The following is a 23,943-nucleotide window of genomic DNA, read 5'->3' as shown; positions in this document are numbered from 1 at the left end:
GGGACGCGTGGCGGATCAGCCGACGACCGTCCAGGTGTCGCCGCCGGCCAGCAGGGCCGACAGGTCACCCTTGCCGTTCTGCTCGATGGCCGCGTCCAGCTGGTCCGACATCTGGGTGTCGTAGACGGGCCGGTCCACGGAGCGCAGCACGCCGATCGGGGTGTGGTGCAGGGTGTCGGGGTCGGCGAGGCGGGACAGGGCGAAGGCCGTGGTCGGGGACGCGGCATGCGCGTCGTGGACCAGGATCAGCGACTCGTTCTCGGGGGTGACGGTGACGACCCGCAGGTCGCCGGTGAGCTGGTCGCGGACGACACCCTTGGCCCCGTCCGCGCCGAAGCGGATCGGCTTGCCGTGTTCGAGGCGGATGACGGCTTCCTCGGCCTGCTGCCGGTCCTTGAGCACCTCGAAGGCGCCGTCGTTGAAGATGTTGCAGTTCTGGTAGATCTCCACCAGCGCGGTGCCGGGGTGGGCGGCGGCCTGGCGCAGCACGTCCGTGAGGTGCTTGCGGTCGGAGTCGACGGTGCGGGCGACGAAGGACGCCTCCGCGCCGATGGCCAGCGACACCGGGTTGAAGGGGGCGTCGAGGGAGCCCATCGGGGTCGACTTGGTGATCTTGCCGACCTCGGAGGTGGGGGAGTACTGGCCCTTGGTGAGGCCGTAGATCCGGTTGTTGAACAGCAGGATCTTGAGGTTCACGTTGCGACGCAGGGCGTGGATCAGGTGGTTGCCGCCGATGGAGAGGGCGTCGCCGTCACCGGTGACCACCCAGACGCTGAGGTCGCGGCGGGACGAGGCGAGCCCGGTGGCGATGGCGGGGGCGCGGCCGTGGATGGAGTGCATCCCGTAGGTGTCCATGTAGTACGGGAAGCGGGAGGAACAGCCGATGCCGGAGACGAAGACGATGTTCTCCTTGGCCAGGCCGAGTTCGGGCATGAAGCCCTGGACGGCCGCCAGGATCGCGTAGTCGCCGCAGCCGGGGCACCAGCGCACTTCCTGATCGGACTTGAAGTCCTTCATGGACTGCCTGGCCTCGGCCTTGGGCACGAGTGAAAGCGCCTCGATCGTGCCCGCGCCTTCCGTGGTCGTCTCAGCCATCGATGGCCTCCTTGAGAGCCGTGGCGAGCTGTTCGGCCTTGAACGGCATACCGTTGACCTGGTTGTACGAGTGCGCGTCCACCAGGTACTTCGCCCTGACGAGCGTGGCGAGCTGGCCGAGGTTCATCTCGGGGATCACCACCTTGTCGTAACGCCCGAGGACGGCGCCCAGATTCCGCGGGAACGGGTTGAGGTGGCGCAGATGGGCCTGTGCGATGCTCTCGCCCGCGGTCCGCAGCCGCCGTACCGCCGCCGTGATCGGCCCGTAGGTGGAACCCCAGCCCAGCACCAGCGTGGTGGCGTCCTCGCCCGGGTCGTCGACGTCGAGGTCGGGGACCTCGATGCCGTCGATCTTGGCCTGCCGGGTGCGGACCATGAAGTCGTGGTTGGCCGGGTCGTAGGAGATGTTGCCCGAGCCGTCCTGCTTCTCGATGCCGCCGATCCGGTGCTCCAGACCCGGTGTGCCCGGTACGGCCCAGGGGCGGGCCAGGGTCTGCGGGTCGCGCTTGTAGGGCCAGAACACCTCGGTGCCGTCGGCCAGCGTGTGGTTGGGGCCCTGGGCGAACTGCACGCGCAGGTCGGGGAGTTCGTCGGTGTCGGGGATGCGCCAGGGTTCGGAGCCGTTGGCGAGGTAGCCGTCGGAGAGCAGGAAGACCGGGGTGCGGTAGGTCAGGGCGATCCGGGCCGCCTCGACCGCGGCGTCGAAGCAGTCGGCGGGTGTCCTGGGGGCGACGACCGGCACCGGGGCCTCGCCGTTGCGCCCGTACATCGCCTGCAGCAGGTCGGCCTGCTCGGTCTTGGTCGGCAGCCCCGTCGAGGGACCGCCGCGCTGGATGTCGACGACCAGCAGCGGCAGCTCCAGGGACACCGCGAGGCCGATGGTCTCGGACTTCAGCGCCACACCGGGCCCGGACGTGGTGGTCACCGCGAGGGAGCCCCCGAAGGCGGCCCCCAGCGCCGCACCGATGCCCGCGATCTCGTCCTCGGCCTGGAAGGTCCGCACACCGAAGTTCTTGTGCCGGCTGAGCTCGTGCAGGATGTCGGACGCCGGGGTGATCGGGTAGGAGCCCAGATACAGCGGCAGGTCCGCCTGCTGCGAGGCCGCGATCAGCCCGTACGACAGCGCCAGGTTCCCGGAGATGTTCCGGTACGTGCCCGGCGGAAACGCCTGTGCCGCCGGTGCCACCTCGTAGCTGACCGCGAAGTCCTCGGTCGTCTCACCGAAGTTCCAGCCCGCGTGGTACGCCGCGATGTTGGCGGCCGCGATCTCCGGCTTCTTCGCGAACTTGGTCCTGAGGAACTTCTCCGTGCCCTCGGTCGGCCGGTGGTACATCCAGCTCAGCAGACCCAGCGCGAACATGTTCTTCGACCGCTCGGCCTCCTTGCGGGAGAGGTCGAACTCCTTGAGCGCCTCCACGGTGAGCGTGGTCAGCGGGACGGGGTGGACGCTGTATCCGTCCAGCGAGCCGTCCTCCAGCGGACTCGTCGCGTAGCCGACCTTCTGCATCGCCCGTTTGGTGAACTCGTCCGTGTTGACGATGATCTCCGCGCCGCGCGGCACGTCGGCGATGTTCGCCTTCAGCGCGGCCGGGTTCATCGCGACCAGCACGTTCGGCGCGTCACCGGGGGTGAGGATGTCGTGGTCGGCGAAGTGCAGCTGGAAGGACGAGACGCCCGGCAGGGTGCCTGCGGGGGCGCGGATCTCGGCCGGGAAGTTCGGCAGGGTGGACAGGTCGTTGCCGAAGGACGCCGTCTCCGAGGTGAAGCGGTCGCCGGTGAGCTGCATACCGTCACCGGAGTCGCCCGCGAAGCGGATGATGACGCGATCGAGCCGGCGTATGTCCTTGGCGCCCGCCGGTTTGCGCTGCTCTCCTACGACGGTTTCGTCGGCCTGTTCCGCTGGACTGCTGACCTGGCTGGTCACTGAACTGGACCTCCCTCGAGGCGGCTGGCCGGGAGCGGTCGTCCCGCCGACCCTCCCAGGATCAACCCTACGTCGGTAAGGGTCGCCTTCCCTCGGCCATTCGCATGATGGACTCGACTCCGAGATTCTCGGACGCCCTGATCTGCCATGGTGTGCTCGCCCCCCGGCGCTTTACGTGAAGACGCTCCCTGCCGTTCCTTCGGTTCTCGTGCTCGTGCGTGTCGCGGGCGCCCGGCTCCGTACTGGACACCTCGCGACTCGATGCGTGCTGGACAACTGACACAGTGTCAGGCAGTCAGGAGTTCAGATAGGTGAGGACCGCGAGAACACGCCGGTGGTCCCCGTCGCTCGGGGACAGCCCCAGCTTCAGGAAGATGTTGCTGACGTGCTTCTCGACGGCGCCGTCGCTGACCACCAACTGCCGCGCCACGGCCGAGTTGGTGCGTCCCTCGGCCATCAGCCCCAGGACCTCCCGCTCCCGCGGCGTGAGCCCCGCGAGCACGTCCTGCTTGCGGCTGCGCCCCAGCAGTTGCGCCACCACCTCCGGGTCGAGTGCGGTGCCCCCACCGGCCACCCGCACCACCGCGTCCACGAACTCGCGGACCTCGGCCACCCGGTCCTTCAGCAGATAGCCGACCCCGCGGCTGGAACCGGCCAGCAGTTCGGTGGCGTACTGCTCCTCCACGTACTGCGACAGCACGAGCACTCCGAGTCCCGGATGCTCCTTGCGCAGCTGCACCGCCGCCCGCACCCCCTCGTCGGTGTGCGTCGGCGGCATCCGCACGTCGGCGACCACCACGTCGGGCAGCTCGTCCCGGGCCGCGAACTCGGTGATCGTCCTGATCAGCGCCTCCGCGTCCCCCACGCCGGCCACCACGTCGTGCCCGCGGTCGGTCAGCAACCGGGTCAGGCCCTCCCTGAGCAGCACTGAATCCTCGGCGATGACCACCCGCACCCTGTCCTCCACGTTCTCGGCCCCCCACAGCCTGTGCCCGGCCCGCGCCGGTACTTCTCCGCCCCGCACACGCCGGTCGCCTCGCGCCCCGGCCCGCTCGTCCCTCGTACGACAGCCCCAGCATTCCAGTATTCGAACCGGCGCGCGCCCGGGCGTGCCGAATCCGCACGGGTAACGGGGAAGGGGAGACGCGGTACGGGGCCCGCTCGCGGAGGCGGTCCCGGCGGGGCGGCTCCCGGCGCGGTGACACGGGGCGGGCGGCGGCACGGTGACGGCCGGGCCGGGTGGCGGCACGGTGACGGCCGGGCCGGGTGGCGGCGCGACGACGGCAGGCCCGGCCTGGGAGCCGGACCTGCCGTTCTCTGCGTCGGCTCGCCCCGCCCCGCCCCGCCCCGAACCGAACCGGGCCGGGCGTCGGGGCCGACGGGTGTCCTCGTTCAGGAGAGCCGCTGTCCACGCCAGGGCAGCTCCGCCGTGACGCGGGTCGGTCCGGCGACGGGCGAGTCGACCACCAGAATCCCGTCCACCGCGTCGAGACGCTCCGCGAGCCCCGCGAGACCGGACCCGGCGGACGGCTCCGCGCCGCCCACACCGTTGTCCGACACCTGGAGCATCAGCCGGTTCTCGACCCGCCAGACGTCGACCGTCGCCCGAGTCGCCCTCGAGTGCTTGCTGACGTTCTGCAGCAGCTCGGACACCGTGAAGTAGGCGATGCCCTCGATCGCCGGGGCCGGCCGGGACGGCAGGTCCACCTCGACCTGCACCGGCACCGTGCACCGCGAGGCGACCGCCGACAGTGCCGCGTCCAGTCCCCGGTCCGTCAGGACGGCGGGGTGGATGCCCCGCGCCAGATCCCGCAGCTCCTGCAGCGCCGTCTTCACCTCGCCGTGCGCCTCGTCCACCATCCGCGCCGCCTCGCGCGGGTCCTCCGTCAGCTTCTCCTTGGCGAGCCCGAGGTCCATGGCCAGCGCCACCAGCCGGGCCTGGGCCCCGTCGTGCAGGTCGCGCTCGATGCGCCGCAGGTCGGCGGCGGCCGTGTCCACGACCACCCCGCGGTCCGACTCCAGTTCCACGACCCGGGTGGCCAGCTTCGAGGGGCCGAGCAACCCGAGCACCATCACCCGGTCCACCGTCGTCAGGGCCCGCACGATCCAGGGCGTGGCCAGCGTGAACAGCAGCCCGACCAGCGCGGTCACCCCGATCTCGAACGGGTTGTCCAGATAGATGCGGTGCCCCTCGTCGCCGTAGAGCTGGAGGCCGCCCTGCCCGCCGTACAGCGGGAAGAGCCAGAACCACAGCGGATACGTCAGCATCGCCCAGCCGTACGCCCAGAACGACAGCGCCACCGAGAACGCGAACACCGCCCACGGGAAGTGCAGCAGCGCGTACAGCAGGTGCCGCCAGGACGTACCGCTCCTGAGCAGCGCCCCCACCGCGGCCATCGGGCCCCGGCCCCTGCGGCGCAGCGGCTCCGGGTCGGCGATCTCCAGGTCCAGCAGCGCCCGCGCCCGCGTCCGCTCCAGGGACCCGATGCCTCGGCACCCGGCCAGGGCCGCCGCCAGGACCGGGACTCCCAGGAAGGTGATCAGCAGCCCCGCGCCGAGCGAGACCATCGTGACCGCGAAGACGAAGCCCGCGACGGCGATCGGCAGGCTCAGCATCAGATATCCGAACTCGCGCAGGCCGCGTGCCTCGATCGGCGCCCGCAGCGCGACCGGCAGCCGATGCCGCCGGCCCCCGGAACCCGCCCCGTGGACCCCGGGACCGCTGTGCCGCCCGTATCCCTGTCCGTAGTCCGTGGCCATCGGCGTCGTCCGTTTCTACTCGTCCGGTCGGTGAGCTGTCGTCCCCCGTCGTACCTCCACCCTGCTCGGTCCCGGGCCCCCCGGCCATGGAGTCCATCGGCGTCTTCGCCCGGGGGTTTTCCCTACCTGCCGGACCGGGGTCGGCCTCGACCGGCGAGGCGGGGACGCGGCATTGCGGCGTCCCCGCCCGGCCGGTCGGGGGCGAGGCCGGTCGGGGCCCGGTGCGCGGGCGATGCCGGCGTGCGTGCGGTGCCCGGCGGACGGGCGGCACCCCGCGTACGCGCGGCTTGGGCGTCGTACACCGGGTGGCATTGCCGGGGGGAGTGCGGGGGGTACGAGGGCGGCACCGGCCGGGGTGCTCGGTCGGGGTCGGCCGACCGGCACCCGGGGTGCAGGGGGCAGGGGTGCCGGTCGGCCGGGTGGCACCCGGGGTGCGGGGAGGCGGGGTGCCGGCGCCGTCGGCCGGGTGGCACCCGGTGGGGAGGTGGGCGTCGCTACCGCCGCTCGTCCCCGGCCTCCCGGGCCCGCCACGGCAGCTCGGCGGTGACCGTGGTCGGTCCGCCCTCCGGCGACTCGACGAGGAACAGCCCGTCGACCGCGCCCAGGCGGTCCGCGAGGCCCGCCATCCCCGTACCGCCGTCGAGACTGGCCCCGCCGCGTCCGTCGTCCCTCACCTGGATGAGCAGTCGCTCGTCCGCCCGCCACACGTCCACCGAGGCCGACCGCGCCCCACTGTGCTTGCTGACGTTCTGCAGCAGCTCGGAGACCGTGAAGTACGCGATGCCCTCGATGGCCGCGGCCGGCCTCTCCGTCAGATCCGCCGTCACCTTCACCGGCACCGTGCACCGCGAGGCGATCGAGGACAGGGCGGCGTCCAGACCGCGGTCCGTGAGCACCGCGGGATGGATCCCGCGGGCCAGGTCGCGCAGCTCCTGCAGCGCGAGCTTCACCTCGCCGTGCGCCTCCTCGACCATCACCGCGACGCTGTCGTCGGCCTGGCCCTCCAGGAGTTTCTCCTTCGCCAGCCCCAGCCCCATCGCGAGGTTGACCAGCCGGGCCTGGGCCCCGTCGTGCAGGTCGCGCTCGATGCGCCGCAGATCCGCCGCGGCGGTGTCGACGACCACCCCGCGGTCCGACTCCAGCTCGGCGATGCGCCGCTCCAGCTCGTCCGAGGGGGACAGCAGCCCCCGCACCATCGCCCGGTCCGCGTTGGTCAGACCACGGGTGATGAACGGCAGCACCGGCCACAACACGAAGAAGGACACCAGCGTGATCGTGAACGTAGCGATGCCCCACGGCAGCCGTATGAACTCGTACAGCGTCGTCCGCCAGCCCACCGGGTCCTTCAGCGTCGACCAGAGCCAGCCGAAGAAACCGTCCCGGCCCATCGGCAGACGGCTCGGCTCCTCGATCCGCACGCCGAGCAGCGCCCGGGCCCGCGCCCGCTCCGCCCTGCCCAGCAGCCGCGCGCCCATCAGCCCGCCCGCGAGCAACGGCAGCCCCACCACGGTGACCGTGAGCCCCGCTCCGGTCGACATCACGGCCACGACGTAGGTGAAGCCGAGGATCGAGATCGGCAGATTGGCGAGGAGGTGCGCGATCTCCTTCCACGTCTGCCGGTCCAGGGCGAGGCGTGCGGGCGGCAGGAGCCCGCTGTCGGACGCCGGCTCGTCCGCGGCGCCGGTGGTCGTGATGCGTTCGGTCATATGCGCTAGCGTGCCGGGCCGCGCGTCCCGGCGCCATGAGGCGGGCCGCCACGACGCCCGGGGGAAAACCCCACCCCGGCGGTGTTCCACGGGCGTCCTGCCCATGCCAAGGCGTGACGGGCTGCTTACGCGTTCTTTAGCAGGCCCTAGACTCCCGTGCGTACAGATCGTCGAACGCGAGGTTCACGAAGGACCACGAGGTCAGAGAGCGAGGGGCGGACGTGCCGGAACCGACCGTTGCCGCCGGGACCGGGGGCGTGGAGGCCGCGACCGTGGTCGCGTCGGACTATTTCCAGTCCTACTCGGTCGTCGGACTGCTCACCCTCGTCGGGGTGGTGTTCGTCGCCGTCGCCTTCGGCGCCGGACGACTGCTGCGTCCCGTCGTGCCGACACCCGAGAAACTCCTGACCTACGAGTGTGGTGTCGACCCCGTGGGCGAGGGCTGGGCCCACACCCAGGTCCGCTACTACGTCTACGCGTTCCTGTACGTCATCTTCGCGGTGGACTCGATCTTCCTGTTCCCGTGGGCAACCGTCTTCGCCCGGGCCGGCTACGGCGCGACCACGCTCGTGGAGATGTTCATCTTCCTCGGCTTCCTCGCCGTGGGCCTGCTGTACGCCTACAGGAAGGGCGTCCTCACATGGACGTGACCCCGGAGCCGGCCCAGCCGGTACTGCTTCCCGAGCCGAAGAGGCTGGGCGCGCTCGCCCGGCTGGCTCCCGAGCCGATGAAGGTGGTCCTCAACTGGGGCCGCCGCTACAGCCTGTGGGTCTTCAACTTCGGCCTCGCCTGCTGCGCGATCGAGTTCATCGCCGCGTCGATGGCCCGGCACGACTTCATCCGCCTCGGCGTGATCCCCTTCGCGCCCGGCCCCCGCCAGGCCGACCTGATGGTCGTCTCCGGCACGGTCACGGACAAGATGGCCCCGGCCGTGAAGCGCCTCTACGAGCAGATGCCGGAGCCCAAGTACGTCATCTCCTTCGGCGCCTGCTCCAACTGCGGCGGCCCGTACTGGGATTCGTACTCCGTGACCAAGGGCGTCGACCAGATCATCCCCGTCGACGTGTACGTCCCCGGCTGCCCGCCCCGGCCCGAGGCCCTGCTGCAGGGGATCCTGAAGCTCCAGGAGAAGATCGCCCGCGAGTCGCTGAGCGAGCGGTACGGCACCGCCCGTCCCTCCACGGCCGCGCTCCAGAGCGGCCTGGTGCAGCCGCCCGCGGCAGGGGAGGGCCGATGACCACCGGCTGGCTGCCCGCCCCCGTCGAGGAACTCTTCGGCCCCGACGCCACGGCCGAGGAGTCCTACGCGCTCCTCACCGTCGACGTACCGCCGGCGTCCTGGACCACCGCGCTGGAGACCGCGCGCGACACCCTGCGGTGCACGTACTTCGACTGGCTCAGCGCCGTCGACGAACCCGGCACGGGCTTCCGCGTCTCCGCCCACGTGGTCGCCCTGTCCCCGGTGCGCCGGCTCCTCGTCCGTACGACCGTGCCGCACTCCGCGCCGGTCCTGCCGTCCGCCGTCACCGTCTACGCGGGCGCCGGCTGGCACGAGCGCGAGACCCACGAGATGTTCGGCGTCGACTTCGAGGGACACCCCGGCCTGGACCCGCTCCTGCTGCCCGAGGGCTTCGAGGGGCATCCGCTGCGCAAGGACTTCGTGCTCGCCGCCCGGGTCGCCAAGGCATGGCCCGGCGCGAAGGAGCCGGGGGAGTCGGACCACGGCGGCCCCAAGCGGCGGCAGATGCTCCCGCCCGGCGTCCCCGACCCGAACGAGTGGGGCCCCCTGAAGGGGCAGGTCCCGCCCGCTCCGGCCCGCCCCGCCCGGGGTGCCGCGCGCGCCGCCGGCGACCGGCCGGCGCGCCGCACCCGCACGGCGGCCGAGGGCTCGGCCGGCCAGACCCCCGCGGCCACCCCGGCATCTCCCGGCCCCTCGCCCACGCCTTCCACGCCCCCTGGGGCGCCCGGTGCGGCTGGCGCGGCCGGGGGTCCGGCCGGGCCGCGGCGGGCCCGGTCGGCGAGCGAGGGCTCGGCGAGCCGGCAGACGCCGACGGACGCGCCGGCGGCTCCGGCAGCCCCGGGCACTTCCACGACTCCCACGGGCGGTGCGGCTCCTGAGGCTCCCGCGGTTCCGGGGACTCCGCCGGCTCCTGAGGCTCCGTCGGGTGAGGCCACCGCGGCGGCTCCGGCTGCTCCGGCGGATTCGGCCGGCGGTTCCGCCGGTGCCGGCGACGCGACCGGTGCCAATGGTCCGGCGAGGCCGCGGCGGGCGCGCAGCGCGGGCGAGGGTTCGGCGACCCAGCGTGCCGCGACCGGTCCGGCGGAACCGAGCACCCCGGCCGGCCCGGAGGGGGCCGGCGCGGAGGACGCCGGCCGGAAGTCCGACCCGGGTGCCGCCCGGGACGCCGCTCCGGAGACCGGCCGGGACGCTGGTCCGGACGCTGGTCCGGAGAACGGTTCCGCGAGTGACACCGACGGGGTGCAGCGGACCCCGGAGCGGGCGGCACCGTCGCGCCCCGCCGAGCCGAAGCCCGCCAGGGCCCCGCGCAGCGCGGACGCTCCGTGGCACCACGCCCGGCCCGCGTTCGACGAGCCGGAGGCCGGCCCCGACCCGGACGCCGACAAGGCCACCGAATCCGACGCCGGTACGCAACCCGATGCCGCCCCCGAGACCCGACCCTCCGGGACGGCCGGACCGAAGGCGGAGCCCGGCCCGGCGCCCGACGCCGGTGCCGATGCCGGCGCCGACGCGGACTCCGAGCGCCCCGCGCATGCCGAGCCCGACGCCGAGCCACGTACGCAAGCCGGACCCGAGCCCGACACCGGACCCGAGCCCGACACCGGACCCGAGCCCGACGCCGACCCCGCGAGGGAGCCCGAGGCCGGACCCGGACCTGCCCCCGCGAGGGAGCCCGAGCCCGAGGCCGGAACCGCCCCCGCACGCGAGACCGAACCCGGCCCCGCACGCGACGCCGACGCCGACGCCGATGCCGGACCCGATCGAGAGTCCGCGCCCGACGCCGGACCCGATCGCGAGTCCGCGCCCGACGCCCGACCCGGCTCGGGGCCCGCTCGTCGAGCCGACCCCGCCAAGGACGACCCCACCGGAGGCCCGCAGTGAACGACGCTCTCGACGTCGCCCTGCGACTCCTCGTCGTCTTCGTCGTGTTCCTGACCTTCCCGCTGATCGTGGGGCAGACGGAGCACAAGGTGATGGCCCACATGCAGGGCCGCCTGGGCCCGATGTACGCGGGCGGCTTCCACGGCTGGGCCCAACTGGTCGCGGACGGAGTCAAGTTCGCCCAGAAGGAGGACGTCGTCCCGGCCGGGGCGGACCGCCGTATCTTCCAGCTCGCACCCGCCGTCGCCCTCCTCCCGTACCTCCTGGTCCTGCTCGCCATCCCGATCGGCCCGGGCGAGGGCGCCGTCGGCGAGGTCGTCGACGCGGGCATCTTCTTCGTCCTCGCCGTCATGGGCGTGGGCGTCCTGGGCTCGCTCATGGCGGGCTGGGCGTCGGCCAACAAGTTCTCCCTGCTCGGCGGCCTCCGCACGGCCGCCCAGCTCCTCGCGTACGAACTGCCCATGCTCCTCACCGCGGCCTCGGTCGCGATGGCGGCCGGCACGGTCTCCCTGCCCGGCATCGTCGACGCGTTCGAATGGTGGTGGCTGCCCTGGCAGATCGTCGGCGCCGTCGTCTTCTTCGTCGCCGGCCTCGCCGAACTCCAGCGCCCGCCCTTCGACATGCCCGTCGCCGACTCGGAGATCATCTTCGGCGCGTACACCGAGTACACGGGCCTGCGCTTCGCCCTCTTCCTCCTCGCCGAGTACGCCGGGATCGTCGTCCTGTGCGGCCTGACCACCGTCCTCTTCCTGGGCGGCTGGCACGGCCCGTGGGGTGCCGACGGCCTCGGCTGGGTGTGGACCCTGCTGAAGACCGCGATCCTCGCCTTCGTCGTCATCTGGCTGCGCGTCACCTACCCCCGTCTCCGCGAGGACCAGCTCCAGAAACTCGCCTGGACCCTCCTCGTCCCGCTCGCCCTCGCCCAGATCGCCCTCACCGGCGTCGTCAAGGTGGTGAACTCCTAGTGGCCCCCATCCCCGGCGCCGGCCTGGCCAAGGGCCTCGCCGTCACGCTCCGCACGATGACGAAGAAGACCGTCACCGAGCAGTACCCGGACGCCCAGCCCGAACTCCCGCCCCGCAGCCGCGGCGTCATCGGCCTCTTCGAGGAGAACTGCACGGTCTGCATGCTGTGCGCCCGCGAGTGCCCGGACTGGTGCATCTACATCGACTCCCACAAGGAGACGGTCCCGCCCGCCGCGCCCGGTGGCCGCGAGCGCAGCCGCAACGTCCTCGACCGCTTCGCCATCGACTTCGCCCTGTGCATGTACTGCGGTATCTGCATCGAGGTCTGCCCTTTCGACGCCCTCTTCTGGTCCCCGGAGTTCGAGTACGCCGAGACCGACATCCACGAACTCACCCACGAACGCGACAAGCTCCGCGAATGGATGTGGACGGTTCCGGCCCCGCCCGCCCTCGACCCCGGCGCCGAGGAACCGAAGGAGAGCGCCGCCGCCCGCAAGACCGCCGACAAGCTGGCCGCCGAGCAGGCGACGCGAGCCGAGCAGCCCGCGCCGAGTGACGACAACGGTCAGCCGGGGCCGGCCGGTCCCACCGAGCCGCGGGAGGGCCAGTCGTGAGCCTCGCAGCCGCCACGGCCGTCGCCACGGCACGCGCCACGACCACCGCCGCCGAGAGCCACGGCTTCCTGTCGCCGACCGGCGTGGAGATCGCGTTCCTCCTCGTCGGCCTCGTCACCTTCGGCGCCGCGATCGTGACCGTCACCACCAGGCAGCTGGTGCACGCCGCCCTCTGGCTGGTGGTCGCGCTCGGCGGCCTCGCCGTCGAATACCTCCTCCTCACCGCCGAGTTCATCGCCTGGGTGCAGGTCCTCATCTACGTCGGCTCCGTCGTCGTCCTCCTCCTGTTCGGGCTGATGCTCACCAGAGCCCCCATCGGTCGTTCGCCGGACGCCGACTCCGGCAACCGCTGGGCCGCCCTCGCCGTGGCCGTCGCCGCTGCCGCCGCCCTGGTCTGGGTCGTCGTCGACGCCTTCCGCACGACCTGGATGGATCTGGACGGCGCCGCCGAGGGCTCCACCGAAGTGGCGGGCGAGAGCCTCTTCCAGAGCTGGGTGCTCCCCTTCGAGGCGCTCTCGGTGCTGCTCCTCGCCGCCCTCGTCGGCGCGATCGTGCTGTCCCGCAAGGCCGCGGCCGAGGAGTCCGGCCCGGCCGGCACCGCACCCGGTACACCGCCCTCCGGCAAGCTCCCCCCGAGCCGCACGGTCCCCGGCCCGACGGCGACCGGCGAGCGGCCCTCCGGCAAGGAAGGGAACCGCTGATGCACCTCGCCTATCCCGCCGTGCTCTCCGCCCTCCTGTTCTGCACGGGCCTGTACGGAGTCCTCGCGCGCCGCAACGCGATCCTGGTCCTGATGTCCGTCGAGCTGATGCTCAACGCCGTCAACCTGAACCTCGTCGCCTTCGACGTCTGGCTGTCCAAGGCCGCCCGCGACACGCTGCACTCCGGCCAGGCGCTGACCCTGTTCACCATCGCCATCGCCGCCGCCGAGATCGGCATCGGCCTCGCGATCGTCCTCGCCGTCCACCGCAACCGCGGCACCTCGGACATCGACAAGCTCCGCGACACCGCCGAGACCGGCGACGGCCCCGACGGCGCCGGCCCGGACACCGCCGCGCCGACCACGGCCGAGAAGGCTGAGGCCACCGCGTGACCACGACCACCCTCGCCGTCCTCGTCCCCCTCCTCCCGTTCCTGGGCGCCGTGGCCGGCCTGCTGCTCGGCCGGACGGCCCCCGGTTTCGTACGCCCCCTCGCCGTACTCCCGACCCTCGCGGCACTCGTCCTGGCCGTGCTGGTCGCCGTGCGCCAGGGCGGCGGCCAGGCCGTCGACGCCGCCACCGAACTCACGCCCACCGGCTCGGTCCCCATCGAGCTCGCCCTGCACATCGACGGCTTCGCCGCCCTCGTCGCCGTCGTGGTCGGCCTGGTCGCGTCCTGCGTGCAGATCTACTCCACGGGCTACCTGCGCGACGACCCGCGCTACCCCTCGTACGCCGCTCTCGTCTCCCTCTTCACCTCCGCGATGATGCTCGTCGTCTACTCCGGCGACCTGATCGTGCTGCTGGTCGGCTGGGAGATCATGGGCATCTGCTCGTACTTCCTGGTCGGCCACTACTGGGAGACCCCCGAGGCGCGCGCCGCCTCGATCAAGGCCTTCCTGGTCACCAAGCTCGGCGACGTCCCCTTCCTGATCGGCCTGTTCGCGCTCGGCACCGACGCCGGGTCCTTCCGCATCACGAAAGTCCTCGGCACCGTCGCGAGCGGCGGACTCGACCATCCGACCCTGATCGCCCTGCTGCTCCTCGCCGGCGTGGCGGGCAAGTCGGCGCAGTTCCCGCTGCACACGTGGCTGCCCGACGCGATGGCGGGCCCCACGCCCGTCTCCGCGCTGATCCACGCCGCGACGATGGTCGCCGCCGGCGTCTACTTCGTCGCCCGGCTCCTCCCCGTGTTCGAGGCCTCCGCGGCCGCGATGGTGGTCCTCGCCGTGATGGCCGCGGTCACGATGGCCGGTTCGGCGCTCGCCGCGCTCGCCCAGGACGACATCAAGCGCGTCCTCGCGTACTCGACGATCGGCCAGCTCGGCTACATGACCGGCGCCCTCGCCGTCGCCGACCGCGGGGCCGCCGTCTTCCACCTCCTGTCGCACGGCGCCTTCAAGGCGCTGCTCTTCCTCGCCGCCGGCGTGATCATCCACGCCTCCGGCACCAACTCGCTGGCCGCCATGTCCCGCATGAAGGACCTGCGCGTCCGCGTCCCCGACGCCTACTGGACGATGACCGTGGCGCTGCTCGCGCTCACCGCGATCCCGCCGTTCAGCGGCTTCTTCTCCAAGGAGGCCGTCCTCGGGGCCGCCGAGCACGTCGCCACCGGCCACACCGAGCACGCCCCCGGCGCCGCCGGCTGGATCGTCCTCGTCTCCGGCCTGGTCACCGCCGTACTCACCGCCGCCTACGCGACCCGCCTGTGGCTGCTCGCCTTCTGCGGCCGGGGAGCCGAGGCTCCCGACCACGGCAGGCAGCCGCTCACGATGACCGTGGTGCTCTGGGTGCTCACCGTCCCCTCGCTCGCCTTCGGCCTGGCATACGGTCCGCTGCCCGACTGGTTCGACGGCCGCGACCTGACTCCGGTCCTCACCACCTCCGTCCTCGGTACGGGACTCGCCCTGGTCGGCGGTCTCGTCACCTACGGCGCCTGGCGGCACACCACCGCCATGACCGCGCCCACCCCGCTCGGCGCGGTGGCGGCCCACCCCGAGGGCGACGCCGGACTGGTCGAGGCCGAGGCCATCGCCAGCCATGCGCCGGCCTACGGGGACGTCGCCTCCGCACCGGATCCGGCGGACCCCGGCCGTCTCCTGCTCGGCCCGCTGCACCGCCACGCGGCCGTCGGCTTCCACCTCGACGCCCTCTATACGAACCTGTTCGTCCGCCCGGTCCAGGCCGCGGCCACACTCGTCCGGTTCCTGGACCGCGAGGTCGTCGACACCTACGTACGCGGGGCCGGCGCCCTGCCCCGCTGGCTCGGCGAGGCCGCACGGCGCGCCCAGACCGGCAATGTGCAGACCTATGTGAGCGCGCTGCTCGCCGGCACCGTCGTCCTGACGGTCGCCGTCCTCCTCGTCGCCACGGGAGCGTGAGCAGGCGTGATCGATATCAGCGAATCCGTGATGCAGATCCTTCTCGCATTGATCGTCGTCGGCCCGCTCATCGGCGCCGCCGCGGCCCTCCTCCCGGCGCCGCCCGGGCTGAAGGGGAAGTCGCCCGAGCAGGCGGTGCTGCGGCACGGGGTGTTCGTCACCGGTGCCGTGCTCATCGCCGCGATCGCCCTCGCGCTCGGCTTCGACCACGACCACCCGTCGAAGATGCAGGCCACCACGGACATCAGCTGGATCCCCGCACTCGATGTGCGCATCCACCTCGGTGTCGACGGCATTTCCCTCCCCCTTCTGGTCCTGACCGCGCTGCTGACCTTCCTCTGCGCGCTCTACAGCTACTTCAAGATGCCCGCGGGCCCCACCCCGAAGGCGTTCGTCGCTCTCGTCCTCGTGCTCGAGTCCGGCACCCTCGCGACCTTCGCCGTCCTCGACCTGCTGCTGTTCTTCCTCGCGTTCGAGATGGTGCTGATCCCGATGTACTTCCTCATCGCCCGCTGGGGCGGTGCCGGGCGGCAGGCCGCCGCCTGGAAGTTCATCCTGTACACCCTGCTCGGGTCCGTCGTCATGCTCCTGGGCCTGCTCCTGATCGGGATCAAAGCGGGCACATTCGACATGGTGGCACTCGCCACTGACAACGGCCGGGGGCTGACCACATCCGTGCAGGTCATCGCGGTTCTGGCGGTCGGGCTCGGGCTCGCCGTCAAGACGCCGATGTGGCCGCTGCACAGCTGGCTGCCCGACGCCCACACCGCCGCGCCCACCGTCGGCTCGGTCCTGCTGGCGGGCGTGCTGCTGAAGATGGGAACGTACGGGTTCGTCCGGATTCTGCTCCCGGTCACGCCCGAGGGAATGGCCACGTTCGCGCCCTACCTCGCCGCGCTCGCGGTGGTCGGCATCATCTACGGATCGCTGGCCTGCCTCGCCCTCGCCAAACAGGGCGCGAAGGGCGATCTCAAGCGCCTCATCGCGTACTCCTCCGTCGGCCACATGGGCTTCGTCCTGCTCGGCATCGCGACGATGACCCCGACGGGCGTGAACGGCGCGCTCTTCGCCAACATCGCCCACGGCCTCATCACCGGCCTGCTCTTCTTCCTGGTCGGCGCGCTCAAGGACCGTACGGGCACCACCGACCTCGACACCCTCGCCCAGGAGACCGGCGCCGCCCTCTACGGCAAGGCACCGCGGCTCGGCGGCCTGCTCGCCTTCGGTGCCGTCGCCTCGCTCGGACTGCCCGGCCTCGCCGGGTTCTGGGGCGAGATGCTGGCGCTCTTCGGCGCGTTCGAACCGGCCGACGACCTCAGCCGCCCCGCGTTCCTGACCTTCATGGCGATCGCCGCCTTCGGCACCCTGCTGACCGCCGCGTACATGCTCGTCGTGGTGCGCCGCGTCTGCATGGGCGCCGTGCCCCGACAGGACGCCCCGCGGCTCGCCGACGTGCAGGCCTACGAGTTCGCCGCCTGGACCCCGCTCGTCGTCCTCACCGTCATCGCCGGACTCTGGCCGAGGGCCCTCCTCGGCCTCACCGACCCGGCCGTGCAGCAGCTCTTCGCAGGAGGCACCCGATGAGCTCCCTGGTCCAGTCCGTCGACTGGCTCGCGATCGCGCCGCCCACCCTCGCGGCCGCCGTCGGACTCGTCGTGCTCGTCGCCGACCTCTTCGTCGGCGAGGCCAGGAAGCCGCTGCTCGGCTGGATCGCGGTGGCCGGTCTCGCCGCCTCCGCGCTGACGCTGCTGCCCCTCCTGGACGGGGACCGCGCCACCTTCTGCCTCACCGGCGACGCCGACGTGTGCAGTTACACCGCGGACCGGTTCACGCTGGTCATCCAGTTCCTGGTCCTCGGCGGCGCGCTCCTGGCAGCCCTGCTCTCGGTGACCGCCCTGAAGGACGCCGACAAGGAGCTCCCCGAGGGCGAGTACTGGTTCCTGCTGCTGTCCTCCGCCGCCGGCGCCGCCCTGCTGCCCGCCTCCCGGGACCTCGCCACCCTCATCGTCGCCCTGGAGGTCGCCTCACTGCCGGCCTTCGCCCTGGTCGGCATCAGGCACGGCGACAGAAAGTCCTCCGAAGCGGCCTTGAAGTTCTTCCTGTCCTCGGTCACCGCGACCGCCGTCAGCCTCATGGGCGTCAGCTTCGTCTACGCCACGACCGGCACCCTGTACCTGACGGAGATCGCCGACAAGATCCAGCACGTCGACGGCCAGTTCGTCACCCTCGCCCAGACCGGCGTCGTCCTCACGCTCATCGGTTTCGCCTTCAAGACGGCCGCGGTGCCCTTCCACTTCTGGGTGCCCGACACCTACGTGGGCGCACCCCTGCCGATCGCCGCCTATCTGTCGGTCGTCGGCAAGGCGGTCGGGTTCTCCGGCCTGATCCTCGTCACGGTCGTCGCCTTCCCCTCGTACGCGGACATCTGGGGACCCGCGCTCGCCGTACTGGCCGCCCTCACCATGACCATCGGCAACGTCGGCGCCCTGCGCCAGCGGCCCACGCGCGCGTACAGCGCGGTCCGCCTCCTCGCCTGGTCCTCCGTCGGCCAGGCCGGCTACCTCCTGGTGCCGATCGCGGCCGCCGCCTACTCCGAGGACCCGCAGAAGGCCATCGGCTCCACCGTCGCGTACGCCCTGATGTACGCCGCCGTGAACCTCGGTGCGTTCGCCGTGGCCGCCCTCGTGGCCCGTACGAGGCCCCTGAACCGCGTCAGCGACTACCGCGGCCTCTACGCCGCGAACCCCGTCACGGCGCTGCTCCTGGGCTTCTTCCTGCTCTGCCTCGCGGGACTGCCGCCGGGCATCGTCGGCCTCTTCGCCAAGGTCACCGTCTTCTCGGCGGTCGTCGACGCCGGGCTCGGCTGGCTGGCCGTGGTCATGGCCGTGAATGTGGTGATCGCACTCTTCTACTACCTCCAGTGGACGACCCTGCTGTTCCGCGCACCCGAGGGAGAGGCCGCCGAGCACCGGGTCCCGGCCCCGCTCGCCGCCGCCATCGCCCTGACGGCCGTCCTCGGAATCGCCCTCTCCGGAGCACCCCAGTTGGTCCTGCGCTTCTCGGACACCGGCCTCTTCTGACCGGTCCGGACCCGGTGACGACGGATCCGTCCCGCCCGGGTCGGCCGCCCTCGGCCCGTGCGGCGACACCTGCGACAACGAGTCCCCGGCGCCCCGGCACGCGGGCGTGTACCCAACTCGCGCCCGCGGGTGGACGCGTGTCCGGCCGACGGCCTCACGACGCCCCCATGCGCGCGTGGAGCCACCGTCCCCGTCACCCGGTCGGCCCACGTCCGCAGCGGCGGGCACAAGGGAACTAGTGCCTCCCGCCTGGCGTTGACCAGTACGGGAGGGTCCACTGAGGAGTGGACGCACGCAGCATCAGCAAGCAAGGGTTCCCCTGCCGCACCACTTGGAGGGCGTACCGTGCACCGCCGGCACAACGGGCTCAGGACGGCCCTCCTCCTCGGGGGACTGTCCGCACTCATCATCGTCATCGGCAGCTTCTTCGGGCGTGTGGGTCTGATCGTCGCCCTCGTCATCGCCGTCGGCACCAACGCGTACGCGTACTGGAACAGCGACAAGCTGGCGCTACGCGCGATGCGCGCCCGTCCGGTGAGCGAGTTCGAGGCGCCGGCCCTGTACCGCATGGTCCGTGAGCTCTCGACCCAGGCCCGCCAGCCCATGCCGCGCCTGTACATCTCGCCCACCGAGGCGCCGAACGCGTTCGCGACGGGCCGCAACCCGCGCAACGCCGCGGTGTGCTGCACCGACGGCATCCTGCGGATCCTGTCCGAGCGCGAGCTGCGCGGCGTCATCGGACACGAACTGAGTCACGTCTACAACCGCGACATCCTGATCTCGTCCGTCGCCGGTGCGCTCGCCTCCGTGATCATGTTCCTCGTCAACTTCGCCTGGCTGATCCCGATCGGCCGCTCGAACGACGACGACGGCCCCGGCCTCCTGGGCATGCTGCTGATCATGATTCTGGGCCCGCTCGCGGCGTCCCTCATCCAACTCGCCATCAGCCGCTCCCGGGAGTACGAGGCGGACGCCTCCGGCTCCCAGCTCACCGGGGACCCGCTGGCCCTCGCGAGCGCGCTGCGCAAGCTGGACGCCGGCACCAAGCAGCTGCCGCTGCCCCCCGAGCCGCGCATCGAGACGGCGAGCCACATGATGATCGCGAATCCGTTCCGCCCGGGCCAGGGACTCTCCAAGATGTTCTCCACGCATCCGCCGATGGCGGAGCGCATCGCCCGGCTCGAGAAGATGGCAGGTCGGCACCAGTGAAGACAATCCTGAACATCATCTGGCTCATCCTGAGCGGCTTCTGGCTGTTCCTCGGCTATCTGCTCGCGGGCGTGCTGCTGTGCATCACCATCATCGGCATCCCGTTCGGCATCGCGGCCTTCCGCATCGGCGTCTACGCGCTCTGGCCGTTCGGCTATTCGGCCGTGGAGCGCCACGACGCGGGCGCCCCCTCCTGCGTGGGCAACGTCCTGTGGCTGGTCCTCGCGGGCTGGTGGCTCGCCCTCACCCACATCGTGACGGGCATCGCCCTCTGCCTCACGATCATCGGCATCCCGTTCGGCATCGCCAACTTCAAGCTCATCCCTGTCTCGCTGCTCCCGCTGGGCCGTGAAATCGTGCGCTCGGACCAGCCGTTCGCGACGCGCTAGCGTCCGGAGGCGGGACCGGGGCGGCGGTCTACGTGCGCCCCGGTTCCGTACGTCGCCGGCCCGCCCGCCCGGCCGCTCCGCCCCACTCCCGCCACCGCCGGACGGCCGGTCACCCGGACCCCCACAGGTCCTCAACTCCTCAACTCGGCCGCAGCCAACGTTTTCCACAGGCTCGGACGCCGCCGAGCCGCCGGTGTCCACAGGCCTCCACGGCTGTCGGTGGCGGGCTGCATCATGAGCGCATGACCGAAATCGAGCAGCTGCTGGCACGGGTCGCCGTACGGGCCCGCGACACCCGTCCATGGGGCTGGCCGTCGCTCCCCGAACCCGTGACCCCGTCCGCGATCGCCCGTGCGGAATCCGTCCTCGGCTTCCCGCTGCCGGCGCTGCTCGCCGCGCTCTACCTGCGGATAGGAGACGGCGGATTCGGCCCGGAGTACGGACTGTTGCCGCTCCTCGACAGCGCACCGTCCGGTGAGCCGGCGGTCGTCCCGCAGTACGCCGCCCATCGCGCGGAGAGCGTCCAGGACTCGGACCGGCCCTGGCCCGAGGGCGTCCTGCCGATATCCCACTGGGGCTGTGGAATGTACGCCTGCGTGGACTGCCAGGACCCGGAGGGCACGGTCCTGCTCTTCGAACCGAACGCCGACCGCGCCGACGACGCCTGGTTCGTGGACGCGCCGAGCCTCAAGGACTGGCTGCGCACCTGGCTGGACGGCACCGGCTGGTACGAGGAGGCGAACGACAGCGCCGACCTGGCCCCCTGGCCCGACTTCCGCATACGGACGGGGCCGACCCGGCCCACGTAACCGGCCGCCCCCCTCCACTCACGTCCTGCCGCGATCCGCCACCGCTCACTGCGTATCACCTACCGGGAGGCCGCCCGCCGCCCACCGCGGGGCGGTCCACCGCCCACCGCCCGGCGCCCACCGCCAGCGCCCACCGGGAGGCCGCCCAGGCCGCGAACCGCCCACCGGGAGACCGCCCAGGCCGCGAACCGCCCACCGGGAGACCGCACGAGCCACCCGATGCCCACCACCAGGCCACCCAATGCCCACCACGGGCCGCCCACTGCCTACCGGGAAGCCGCCCACCGTCGCACGCCGTAGGCCGCCGCCCCCGCCGCCAGGACAGCCGCTCCCACCACGACCGAGACCCCCGGCAGCGCGCACGCCAGCGTCACGCACCCGACGAGACCCACCACCGGGCCGACCCGCTGCACGGGAGCCGAACCGAGCGTCCAGGCCGACGCGTTGGCCACCGCGTAGTACGCCAGCACACCGAAGGAGGAGAAACCGATGGCACCCCGCACATCCACCGTCGCGGCCAGCACCGCGACCACGGCACCCACCGCGAGCTCCGCACGGTGGGGCACCTGGAAGCGCGGGTGGACGACGGCCAGGGCACCCGGCAGATGCCGGTCACGCGCCATGGCCAGCGTCGTCCGCGACACGCCCAGGATCAGTGCGAGGAGGGAGCCCAGCGCGGCCACAGCCGCACCCACCCGCACCACCGGCACGAGCCACGAGACCCCCGCCGCCCGCACGGCATCGGCCAGGGGAGCCGACGCCGCCCCCAGCCCCTCCGCACCCAGGACGGACAGAACCGACACGGCCACGGCCACGTACACCGCCAGTGCGATACCGAGCGCCAGCGGAATGGCACGCGGAATCGTGCGCGCCGGATCCCGGACCTCCTCGCCGAGAGTCGCGATCCGCGCGTACCCGGCGAACGCGAAGAACAGCAGGCCGGCCGCCTGAAGCACCCCGTCCGCCCCTCCGGAGAGGCCGACGTCGAGCCGCCCGGCGTCGGAGGTGCCCGAGCCGCTGCACACGACCACCACGGAAGCGAGGACCGCGAGGACCACCGCCACGATCACCCGGGTCAGCCAGGCCGACTTCTGGATCCCGCCGTAGTTCACCGCGGTCAGAGCCACCACGGCGGCGACCGCCACCGCGTGCGCCTGCCCCGGCCAGACGTACGCGCCCACGGTGAGCGCCATCGCCGCACAGGAGGCCGTCTTGCCGACGACGAACGACCAGCCCGCGAGGTACCCCCAGAAGTCACCGAGGCGCTCGCGTCCGTACACGTACGTGCCACCGGAGGCGGGATACAGGGCTGCCAGCCGCGCGGAGGACATCGCGTTGCAGTAGGCGACGACGGCGGCGACCGCGAGGCCGATCAGCAGCCCGGAGCCGGCCGCCCGGGCCGCGGGGGCCAGGGCGGCGAAGATCCCGGCGCCGACCATGGACCCCAGTCCGATCACGACCGCGTCCCCGACGCCGAGCGTCCGTCGCAGCCCGCCACCGGCACCTGCACCCGCGTCCGGCCCGGATGCCCCCTGGTGTGTCATGACCCGCACCCTACTGATCAGAGCAACCGACCGGTGGCGCACGGGCGTCCTCTCCGGCGACGGGACGTCAACACGAGCGCGGCGAGCCGCTCACCGGCAGGAACGACGAGCGGCTCACGTGCTTGAACACAGCCTGGCCGGAGCAGGAACGCAGCTCAGGCACAGTACGGAGAGGCAGGTTCGGGGCATGGGCATCATCAGCTGGATCATTCTGGGACTGCTGGCCGGGGCCATCGCCAAGTTCCTGCTGCCGGGCCGGGACCCGGGCGGGTTCGTCGGGACGACGCTCATCGGCGTCGCGGGCGCCTTCATCGGCGGCTGGATCTCGGCCCGTTGGCTTGATCACCCGATCAGCAAGGAGTTCTACGACGGCGCCACCTGGGCTGCCGCGATCGGAGGCTCGCTCGTCCTGCTGGTGATCTACCGCATCCTGTTCGGGGACTCACGCCGCTGAGCGCGGACCGCTGAGGCAGCAGTCCATGGGAGAAGGGTGGGCACCCCGGGGTGCCCACCCTTCCTCGTACTCGCGTCGCCCCAGCGCCGCACGCAGACCGGACGCTTCGACCGCTCGCCGGGCCGAGTCGTCTGCCCGGTCACCGGGCCGACTCGTCGGCAGCGTCCGTCCGCCCGTCCGACGGACGAGGCAACGGCTACCGGTAGTTCACGAACTGCAGGGCGAAGTCGAAGTCCTTGCCCTTGAGCAGCGCCTGCACGGCCTGAAGGTCGTCCCGGCTCTTCGAGCTGACGCGCAGCTCGTCGCCCTGCACCTGGGCCTTCACGCCCTTCGGGCCCTCATCACGGATGATCTTGGCGACCTTCTTCGCGTTCTCCTGGGAGATGCCCTCCTCGATGGACGCGAAGAGCTTGTACTCCTTGCCGGAGAGCTGCGGCTCCCCGGCGTCCAGCGACTTGAGCGAGATCCCGCGCTTGATCAGCTTGGTCTCGAACACATCGAGGATGGCCTTGACCCGCTCCTCGGAGTTCGCCTCCATCAGGATCTTCTCGCCGGACCAGGAGATGGAGGCGCCCACGTTCTTGAAGTCGTAGCGCTGGGAGATCTCCTTGGCGGCCTGGTTGAGGGCGTTGTCGACCTCCTGCCGCTCGACCTTCGAGACGATGTCGAAACTGGAGTCGGCCATGTCCTGTGGCTCCTTGTATCGGGGTGCGTAGGGGCGGCAGCAGAGCCGGCATGTGCCCCGCGCCGCATCCGCATAAGCCTAGCCACCCACCCCCCGCCGAGTACTGATCAATCGGGTGGCGAAGCACCCCCGGGCATCGGGTATCGTTTACGTCGTTGCCACGGAGCACCGCCGCAAAGCGGTCCTCACGGCAGCGACCCCGGCGGTGTGCCCGAGCGGCCAAAGGGAGCAGACTGTAAATCTGCCGGCTCAGCCTTCCCAGGTTCGAATCCTGGCGCCGCCACATGAAGGTAGACCCCCTCCGATCTGCGGAAACGTGGACCGGAGGGGGTCTTTTCGTGCGCACGCAACGGAGCGGCCCTCCCGGGCGTCCGCCTGCTCCGTCGGCAGCGGAGAGCGCCCTCCCGGGGCGGACCGGTCCTCCCTTCCCCGGAGGACTCAGGCGCGGCATCCCGCGGACGGTGACCGGAGGGCGAATCGGGTCGGACCGCCCTGCCTCCTCGTCGGC

Annotated in this window: 21 protein-coding genes and 1 tRNA gene; 15 read left to right on the top strand and 7 right to left on the bottom strand. The window is 72.0% G+C overall.

From position 1 onward, the window contains the following. Positions 1 to 15: 15 nt before the first annotated feature. From ACZ4NT_RS26795 to ACZ4NT_RS26775, 5 genes are all read right to left on the bottom strand, one after another. Positions 16 to 1,095 carry a 2-oxoacid:ferredoxin oxidoreductase subunit beta gene (locus ACZ4NT_RS26795; protein ID WP_121405456.1) on the bottom strand — a complete coding sequence of 360 codons (1,080 nt, stop codon included), beginning with the start codon at positions 1,093 to 1,095 and terminating at the stop codon, positions 16 to 18. After that, a complete protein-coding gene (locus ACZ4NT_RS26790; protein ID WP_467728013.1) occupies positions 1,088 to 3,019 on the bottom strand; it encodes a 2-oxoacid:acceptor oxidoreductase subunit alpha in 1,932 nt (643 codons plus the stop codon). Before ACZ4NT_RS26790 ends, ACZ4NT_RS26795 begins: the two co-directional genes overlap by 8 nt. A gap of 295 nt (positions 3,020 to 3,314) precedes the next feature. Beyond that, positions 3,315 to 3,974, bottom strand: a complete 660-nt coding sequence (locus ACZ4NT_RS26785; RefSeq protein WP_467728061.1) for a response regulator — start codon at positions 3,972 to 3,974, stop codon at positions 3,315 to 3,317. Between the two features lie 437 nt (positions 3,975 to 4,411). After that, positions 4,412 to 5,779, bottom strand: a complete 1,368-nt coding sequence (locus ACZ4NT_RS26780; protein ID WP_467728011.1) for a sensor histidine kinase — start codon at positions 5,777 to 5,779, stop codon at positions 4,412 to 4,414. A 494-nt stretch (positions 5,780 to 6,273) separates the two neighbouring features. Beyond that, complete coding sequence (locus ACZ4NT_RS26775) at positions 6,274 to 7,485, bottom strand: sensor histidine kinase (protein WP_121405459.1); 1,212 nt, start codon at positions 7,483 to 7,485, stop codon at positions 6,274 to 6,276. Between the two features lie 221 nt (positions 7,486 to 7,706). On the opposite strand from ACZ4NT_RS26775, the gene ACZ4NT_RS26770 reads away from it, so the two are divergent. The 13 genes from ACZ4NT_RS26770 to ACZ4NT_RS26710 all read left to right on the top strand — a co-directional run bounded on the left by ACZ4NT_RS26770 (position 7,707) and on the right by ACZ4NT_RS26710 (position 20,752). Beyond that, a complete protein-coding gene (locus ACZ4NT_RS26770) occupies positions 7,707 to 8,135 on the top strand; it encodes an NADH-quinone oxidoreductase subunit A (RefSeq protein WP_467728008.1) in 429 nt (142 codons plus the stop codon). Then, positions 8,126 to 8,722, top strand: coding sequence for an NADH-quinone oxidoreductase subunit B (locus ACZ4NT_RS26765; RefSeq protein WP_467728006.1), 597 nt, complete (start codon positions 8,126 to 8,128; stop codon positions 8,720 to 8,722). The genes ACZ4NT_RS26770 and ACZ4NT_RS26765 overlap by 10 nt, the downstream gene beginning before the upstream one ends. Next, on the top strand, positions 8,719 to 10,605 hold the full coding sequence (locus ACZ4NT_RS26760) for an NADH-quinone oxidoreductase subunit C (protein ID WP_467728004.1): 1,887 nt from the start codon (positions 8,719 to 8,721) through the stop codon (positions 10,603 to 10,605). Before ACZ4NT_RS26765 ends, ACZ4NT_RS26760 begins: the two co-directional genes overlap by 4 nt. Then, positions 10,602 to 11,570 carry a complex I subunit 1 family protein gene (locus ACZ4NT_RS26755; RefSeq protein ID WP_121405463.1) on the top strand — a complete coding sequence of 323 codons (969 nt, stop codon included), beginning with the start codon at positions 10,602 to 10,604 and terminating at the stop codon, positions 11,568 to 11,570. Before ACZ4NT_RS26760 ends, ACZ4NT_RS26755 begins: the two co-directional genes overlap by 4 nt. After that, complete coding sequence (locus ACZ4NT_RS26750; protein WP_467728001.1) at positions 11,570 to 12,184, top strand: NuoI/complex I 23 kDa subunit family protein; 615 nt, start codon at positions 11,570 to 11,572, stop codon at positions 12,182 to 12,184. Before ACZ4NT_RS26755 ends, ACZ4NT_RS26750 begins: the two co-directional genes overlap by 1 nt. Further along, the gene (locus ACZ4NT_RS26745; protein ID WP_467727999.1) at positions 12,181 to 12,885 is read left to right on the top strand and encodes an NADH-quinone oxidoreductase subunit J family protein; all 705 of its coding nucleotides are present in this window, start codon (positions 12,181 to 12,183) and stop codon (positions 12,883 to 12,885) included. Before ACZ4NT_RS26750 ends, ACZ4NT_RS26745 begins: the two co-directional genes overlap by 4 nt. After that, positions 12,885 to 13,277, top strand: a complete 393-nt coding sequence (nuoK, locus tag ACZ4NT_RS26740; RefSeq protein ID WP_121405466.1) for an NADH-quinone oxidoreductase subunit NuoK — start codon at positions 12,885 to 12,887, stop codon at positions 13,275 to 13,277. The genes ACZ4NT_RS26745 and nuoK overlap by 1 nt, the downstream gene beginning before the upstream one ends. Then, positions 13,274 to 15,265: an NADH-quinone oxidoreductase subunit L gene (locus ACZ4NT_RS26735; RefSeq protein WP_121405467.1), complete on the top strand. Its 1,992-nt coding sequence runs from the start codon at positions 13,274 to 13,276 to the stop codon at positions 15,263 to 15,265. Before nuoK ends, ACZ4NT_RS26735 begins: the two co-directional genes overlap by 4 nt. 6 nt (positions 15,266 to 15,271) lie before the next feature. Continuing rightward, positions 15,272 to 16,849: an NADH-quinone oxidoreductase subunit M gene (locus ACZ4NT_RS26730; protein WP_121405468.1), complete on the top strand. Its 1,578-nt coding sequence runs from the start codon at positions 15,272 to 15,274 to the stop codon at positions 16,847 to 16,849. After that, a complete protein-coding gene (locus tag ACZ4NT_RS26725; protein ID WP_467727996.1) occupies positions 16,846 to 18,345 on the top strand; it encodes an NADH-quinone oxidoreductase subunit N in 1,500 nt (499 codons plus the stop codon). Before ACZ4NT_RS26730 ends, ACZ4NT_RS26725 begins: the two co-directional genes overlap by 4 nt. Positions 18,346 to 18,690: 345 nt before the next feature. Continuing rightward, a complete protein-coding gene (htpX, locus tag ACZ4NT_RS26720; protein ID WP_121405470.1) occupies positions 18,691 to 19,554 on the top strand; it encodes a zinc metalloprotease HtpX in 864 nt (287 codons plus the stop codon). Beyond that, on the top strand, positions 19,551 to 19,943 hold the full coding sequence (locus ACZ4NT_RS26715) for a YccF domain-containing protein (protein ID WP_121405471.1): 393 nt from the start codon (positions 19,551 to 19,553) through the stop codon (positions 19,941 to 19,943). Before htpX ends, ACZ4NT_RS26715 begins: the two co-directional genes overlap by 4 nt. Positions 19,944 to 20,185: 242 nt before the next feature. After that, the gene (locus ACZ4NT_RS26710) at positions 20,186 to 20,752 is read left to right on the top strand and encodes an SMI1/KNR4 family protein (protein ID WP_121405472.1); all 567 of its coding nucleotides are present in this window, start codon (positions 20,186 to 20,188) and stop codon (positions 20,750 to 20,752) included. 266 nt (positions 20,753 to 21,018) lie between these two features. Here the strand turns inward: ACZ4NT_RS26710 and ACZ4NT_RS26705 are convergent, their stop codons facing one another. Beyond that, positions 21,019 to 22,296 (bottom strand): APC family permease, encoded by a 1,278-nt coding sequence (locus tag ACZ4NT_RS26705; protein WP_467727993.1) that lies wholly within the window; start codon positions 22,294 to 22,296, stop codon positions 21,019 to 21,021. 187 nt (positions 22,297 to 22,483) lie between these two features. On the opposite strand from ACZ4NT_RS26705, the gene ACZ4NT_RS26700 reads away from it, so the two are divergent. After that, positions 22,484 to 22,750 (top strand): GlsB/YeaQ/YmgE family stress response membrane protein, encoded by a 267-nt coding sequence (locus tag ACZ4NT_RS26700; protein ID WP_121405474.1) that lies wholly within the window; start codon positions 22,484 to 22,486, stop codon positions 22,748 to 22,750. 196 nt (positions 22,751 to 22,946) lie between these two features. Here the strand turns inward: ACZ4NT_RS26700 and ACZ4NT_RS26695 are convergent, their stop codons facing one another. Next, a complete protein-coding gene (locus ACZ4NT_RS26695; RefSeq protein ID WP_121405475.1) occupies positions 22,947 to 23,435 on the bottom strand; it encodes a YajQ family cyclic di-GMP-binding protein in 489 nt (162 codons plus the stop codon). Between the two features lie 201 nt (positions 23,436 to 23,636). Here ACZ4NT_RS26695 and ACZ4NT_RS26690 point away from each other — a divergent pair. Then, positions 23,637 to 23,718: transfer RNA gene (locus ACZ4NT_RS26690), tRNA-Tyr, on the top strand. The last annotated feature ends 225 nt before the right edge of the window (positions 23,719 to 23,943 follow it).

The organism is Streptomyces sp. NPDC026417, from assembly GCF_055567695.1.
The sequence above is the reverse complement of the archived record's forward strand: the minus strand, read 5'-3'. Positions and strand labels throughout refer to the sequence as shown.

Excerpts from the sequence above, each read along its gene's own strand:
- ACZ4NT_RS26795 (WP_121405456.1), bottom strand. The coding sequence starts at position 1,095 with ATGGCTGAGACGACCACGGAAGGCGCGGGCACGATCGAGGCGCTTTCA.
- ACZ4NT_RS26780 (WP_467728011.1), bottom strand. The coding sequence starts at position 5,779 with ATGGCCACGGACTACGGACAGGGATACGGGCGGCACAGCGGTCCCGGG.
- ACZ4NT_RS26775 (WP_121405459.1), bottom strand. The coding sequence starts at position 7,485 with ATGACCGAACGCATCACGACCACCGGCGCCGCGGACGAGCCGGCGTCC.
- ACZ4NT_RS26765 (WP_467728006.1), top strand. The coding sequence starts at position 8,126 with ATGGACGTGACCCCGGAGCCGGCCCAGCCGGTACTGCTTCCCGAGCCG.
- ACZ4NT_RS26760 (WP_467728004.1), top strand. The coding sequence starts at position 8,719 with ATGACCACCGGCTGGCTGCCCGCCCCCGTCGAGGAACTCTTCGGCCCC.
- nuoK (WP_121405466.1), top strand. The coding sequence starts at position 12,885 with ATGCACCTCGCCTATCCCGCCGTGCTCTCCGCCCTCCTGTTCTGCACG.
- ACZ4NT_RS26725 (WP_467727996.1), top strand. The coding sequence starts at position 16,846 with ATGAGCTCCCTGGTCCAGTCCGTCGACTGGCTCGCGATCGCGCCGCCC.
- ACZ4NT_RS26710 (WP_121405472.1), top strand. The coding sequence starts at position 20,186 with ATGACCGAAATCGAGCAGCTGCTGGCACGGGTCGCCGTACGGGCCCGC.
- ACZ4NT_RS26705 (WP_467727993.1), bottom strand. The coding sequence starts at position 22,296 with ATGACACACCAGGGGGCATCCGGGCCGGACGCGGGTGCAGGTGCCGGT.
- ACZ4NT_RS26700 (WP_121405474.1), top strand. The coding sequence starts at position 22,484 with ATGGGCATCATCAGCTGGATCATTCTGGGACTGCTGGCCGGGGCCATC.
- ACZ4NT_RS26695 (WP_121405475.1), bottom strand. The coding sequence starts at position 23,435 with ATGGCCGACTCCAGTTTCGACATCGTCTCGAAGGTCGAGCGGCAGGAG.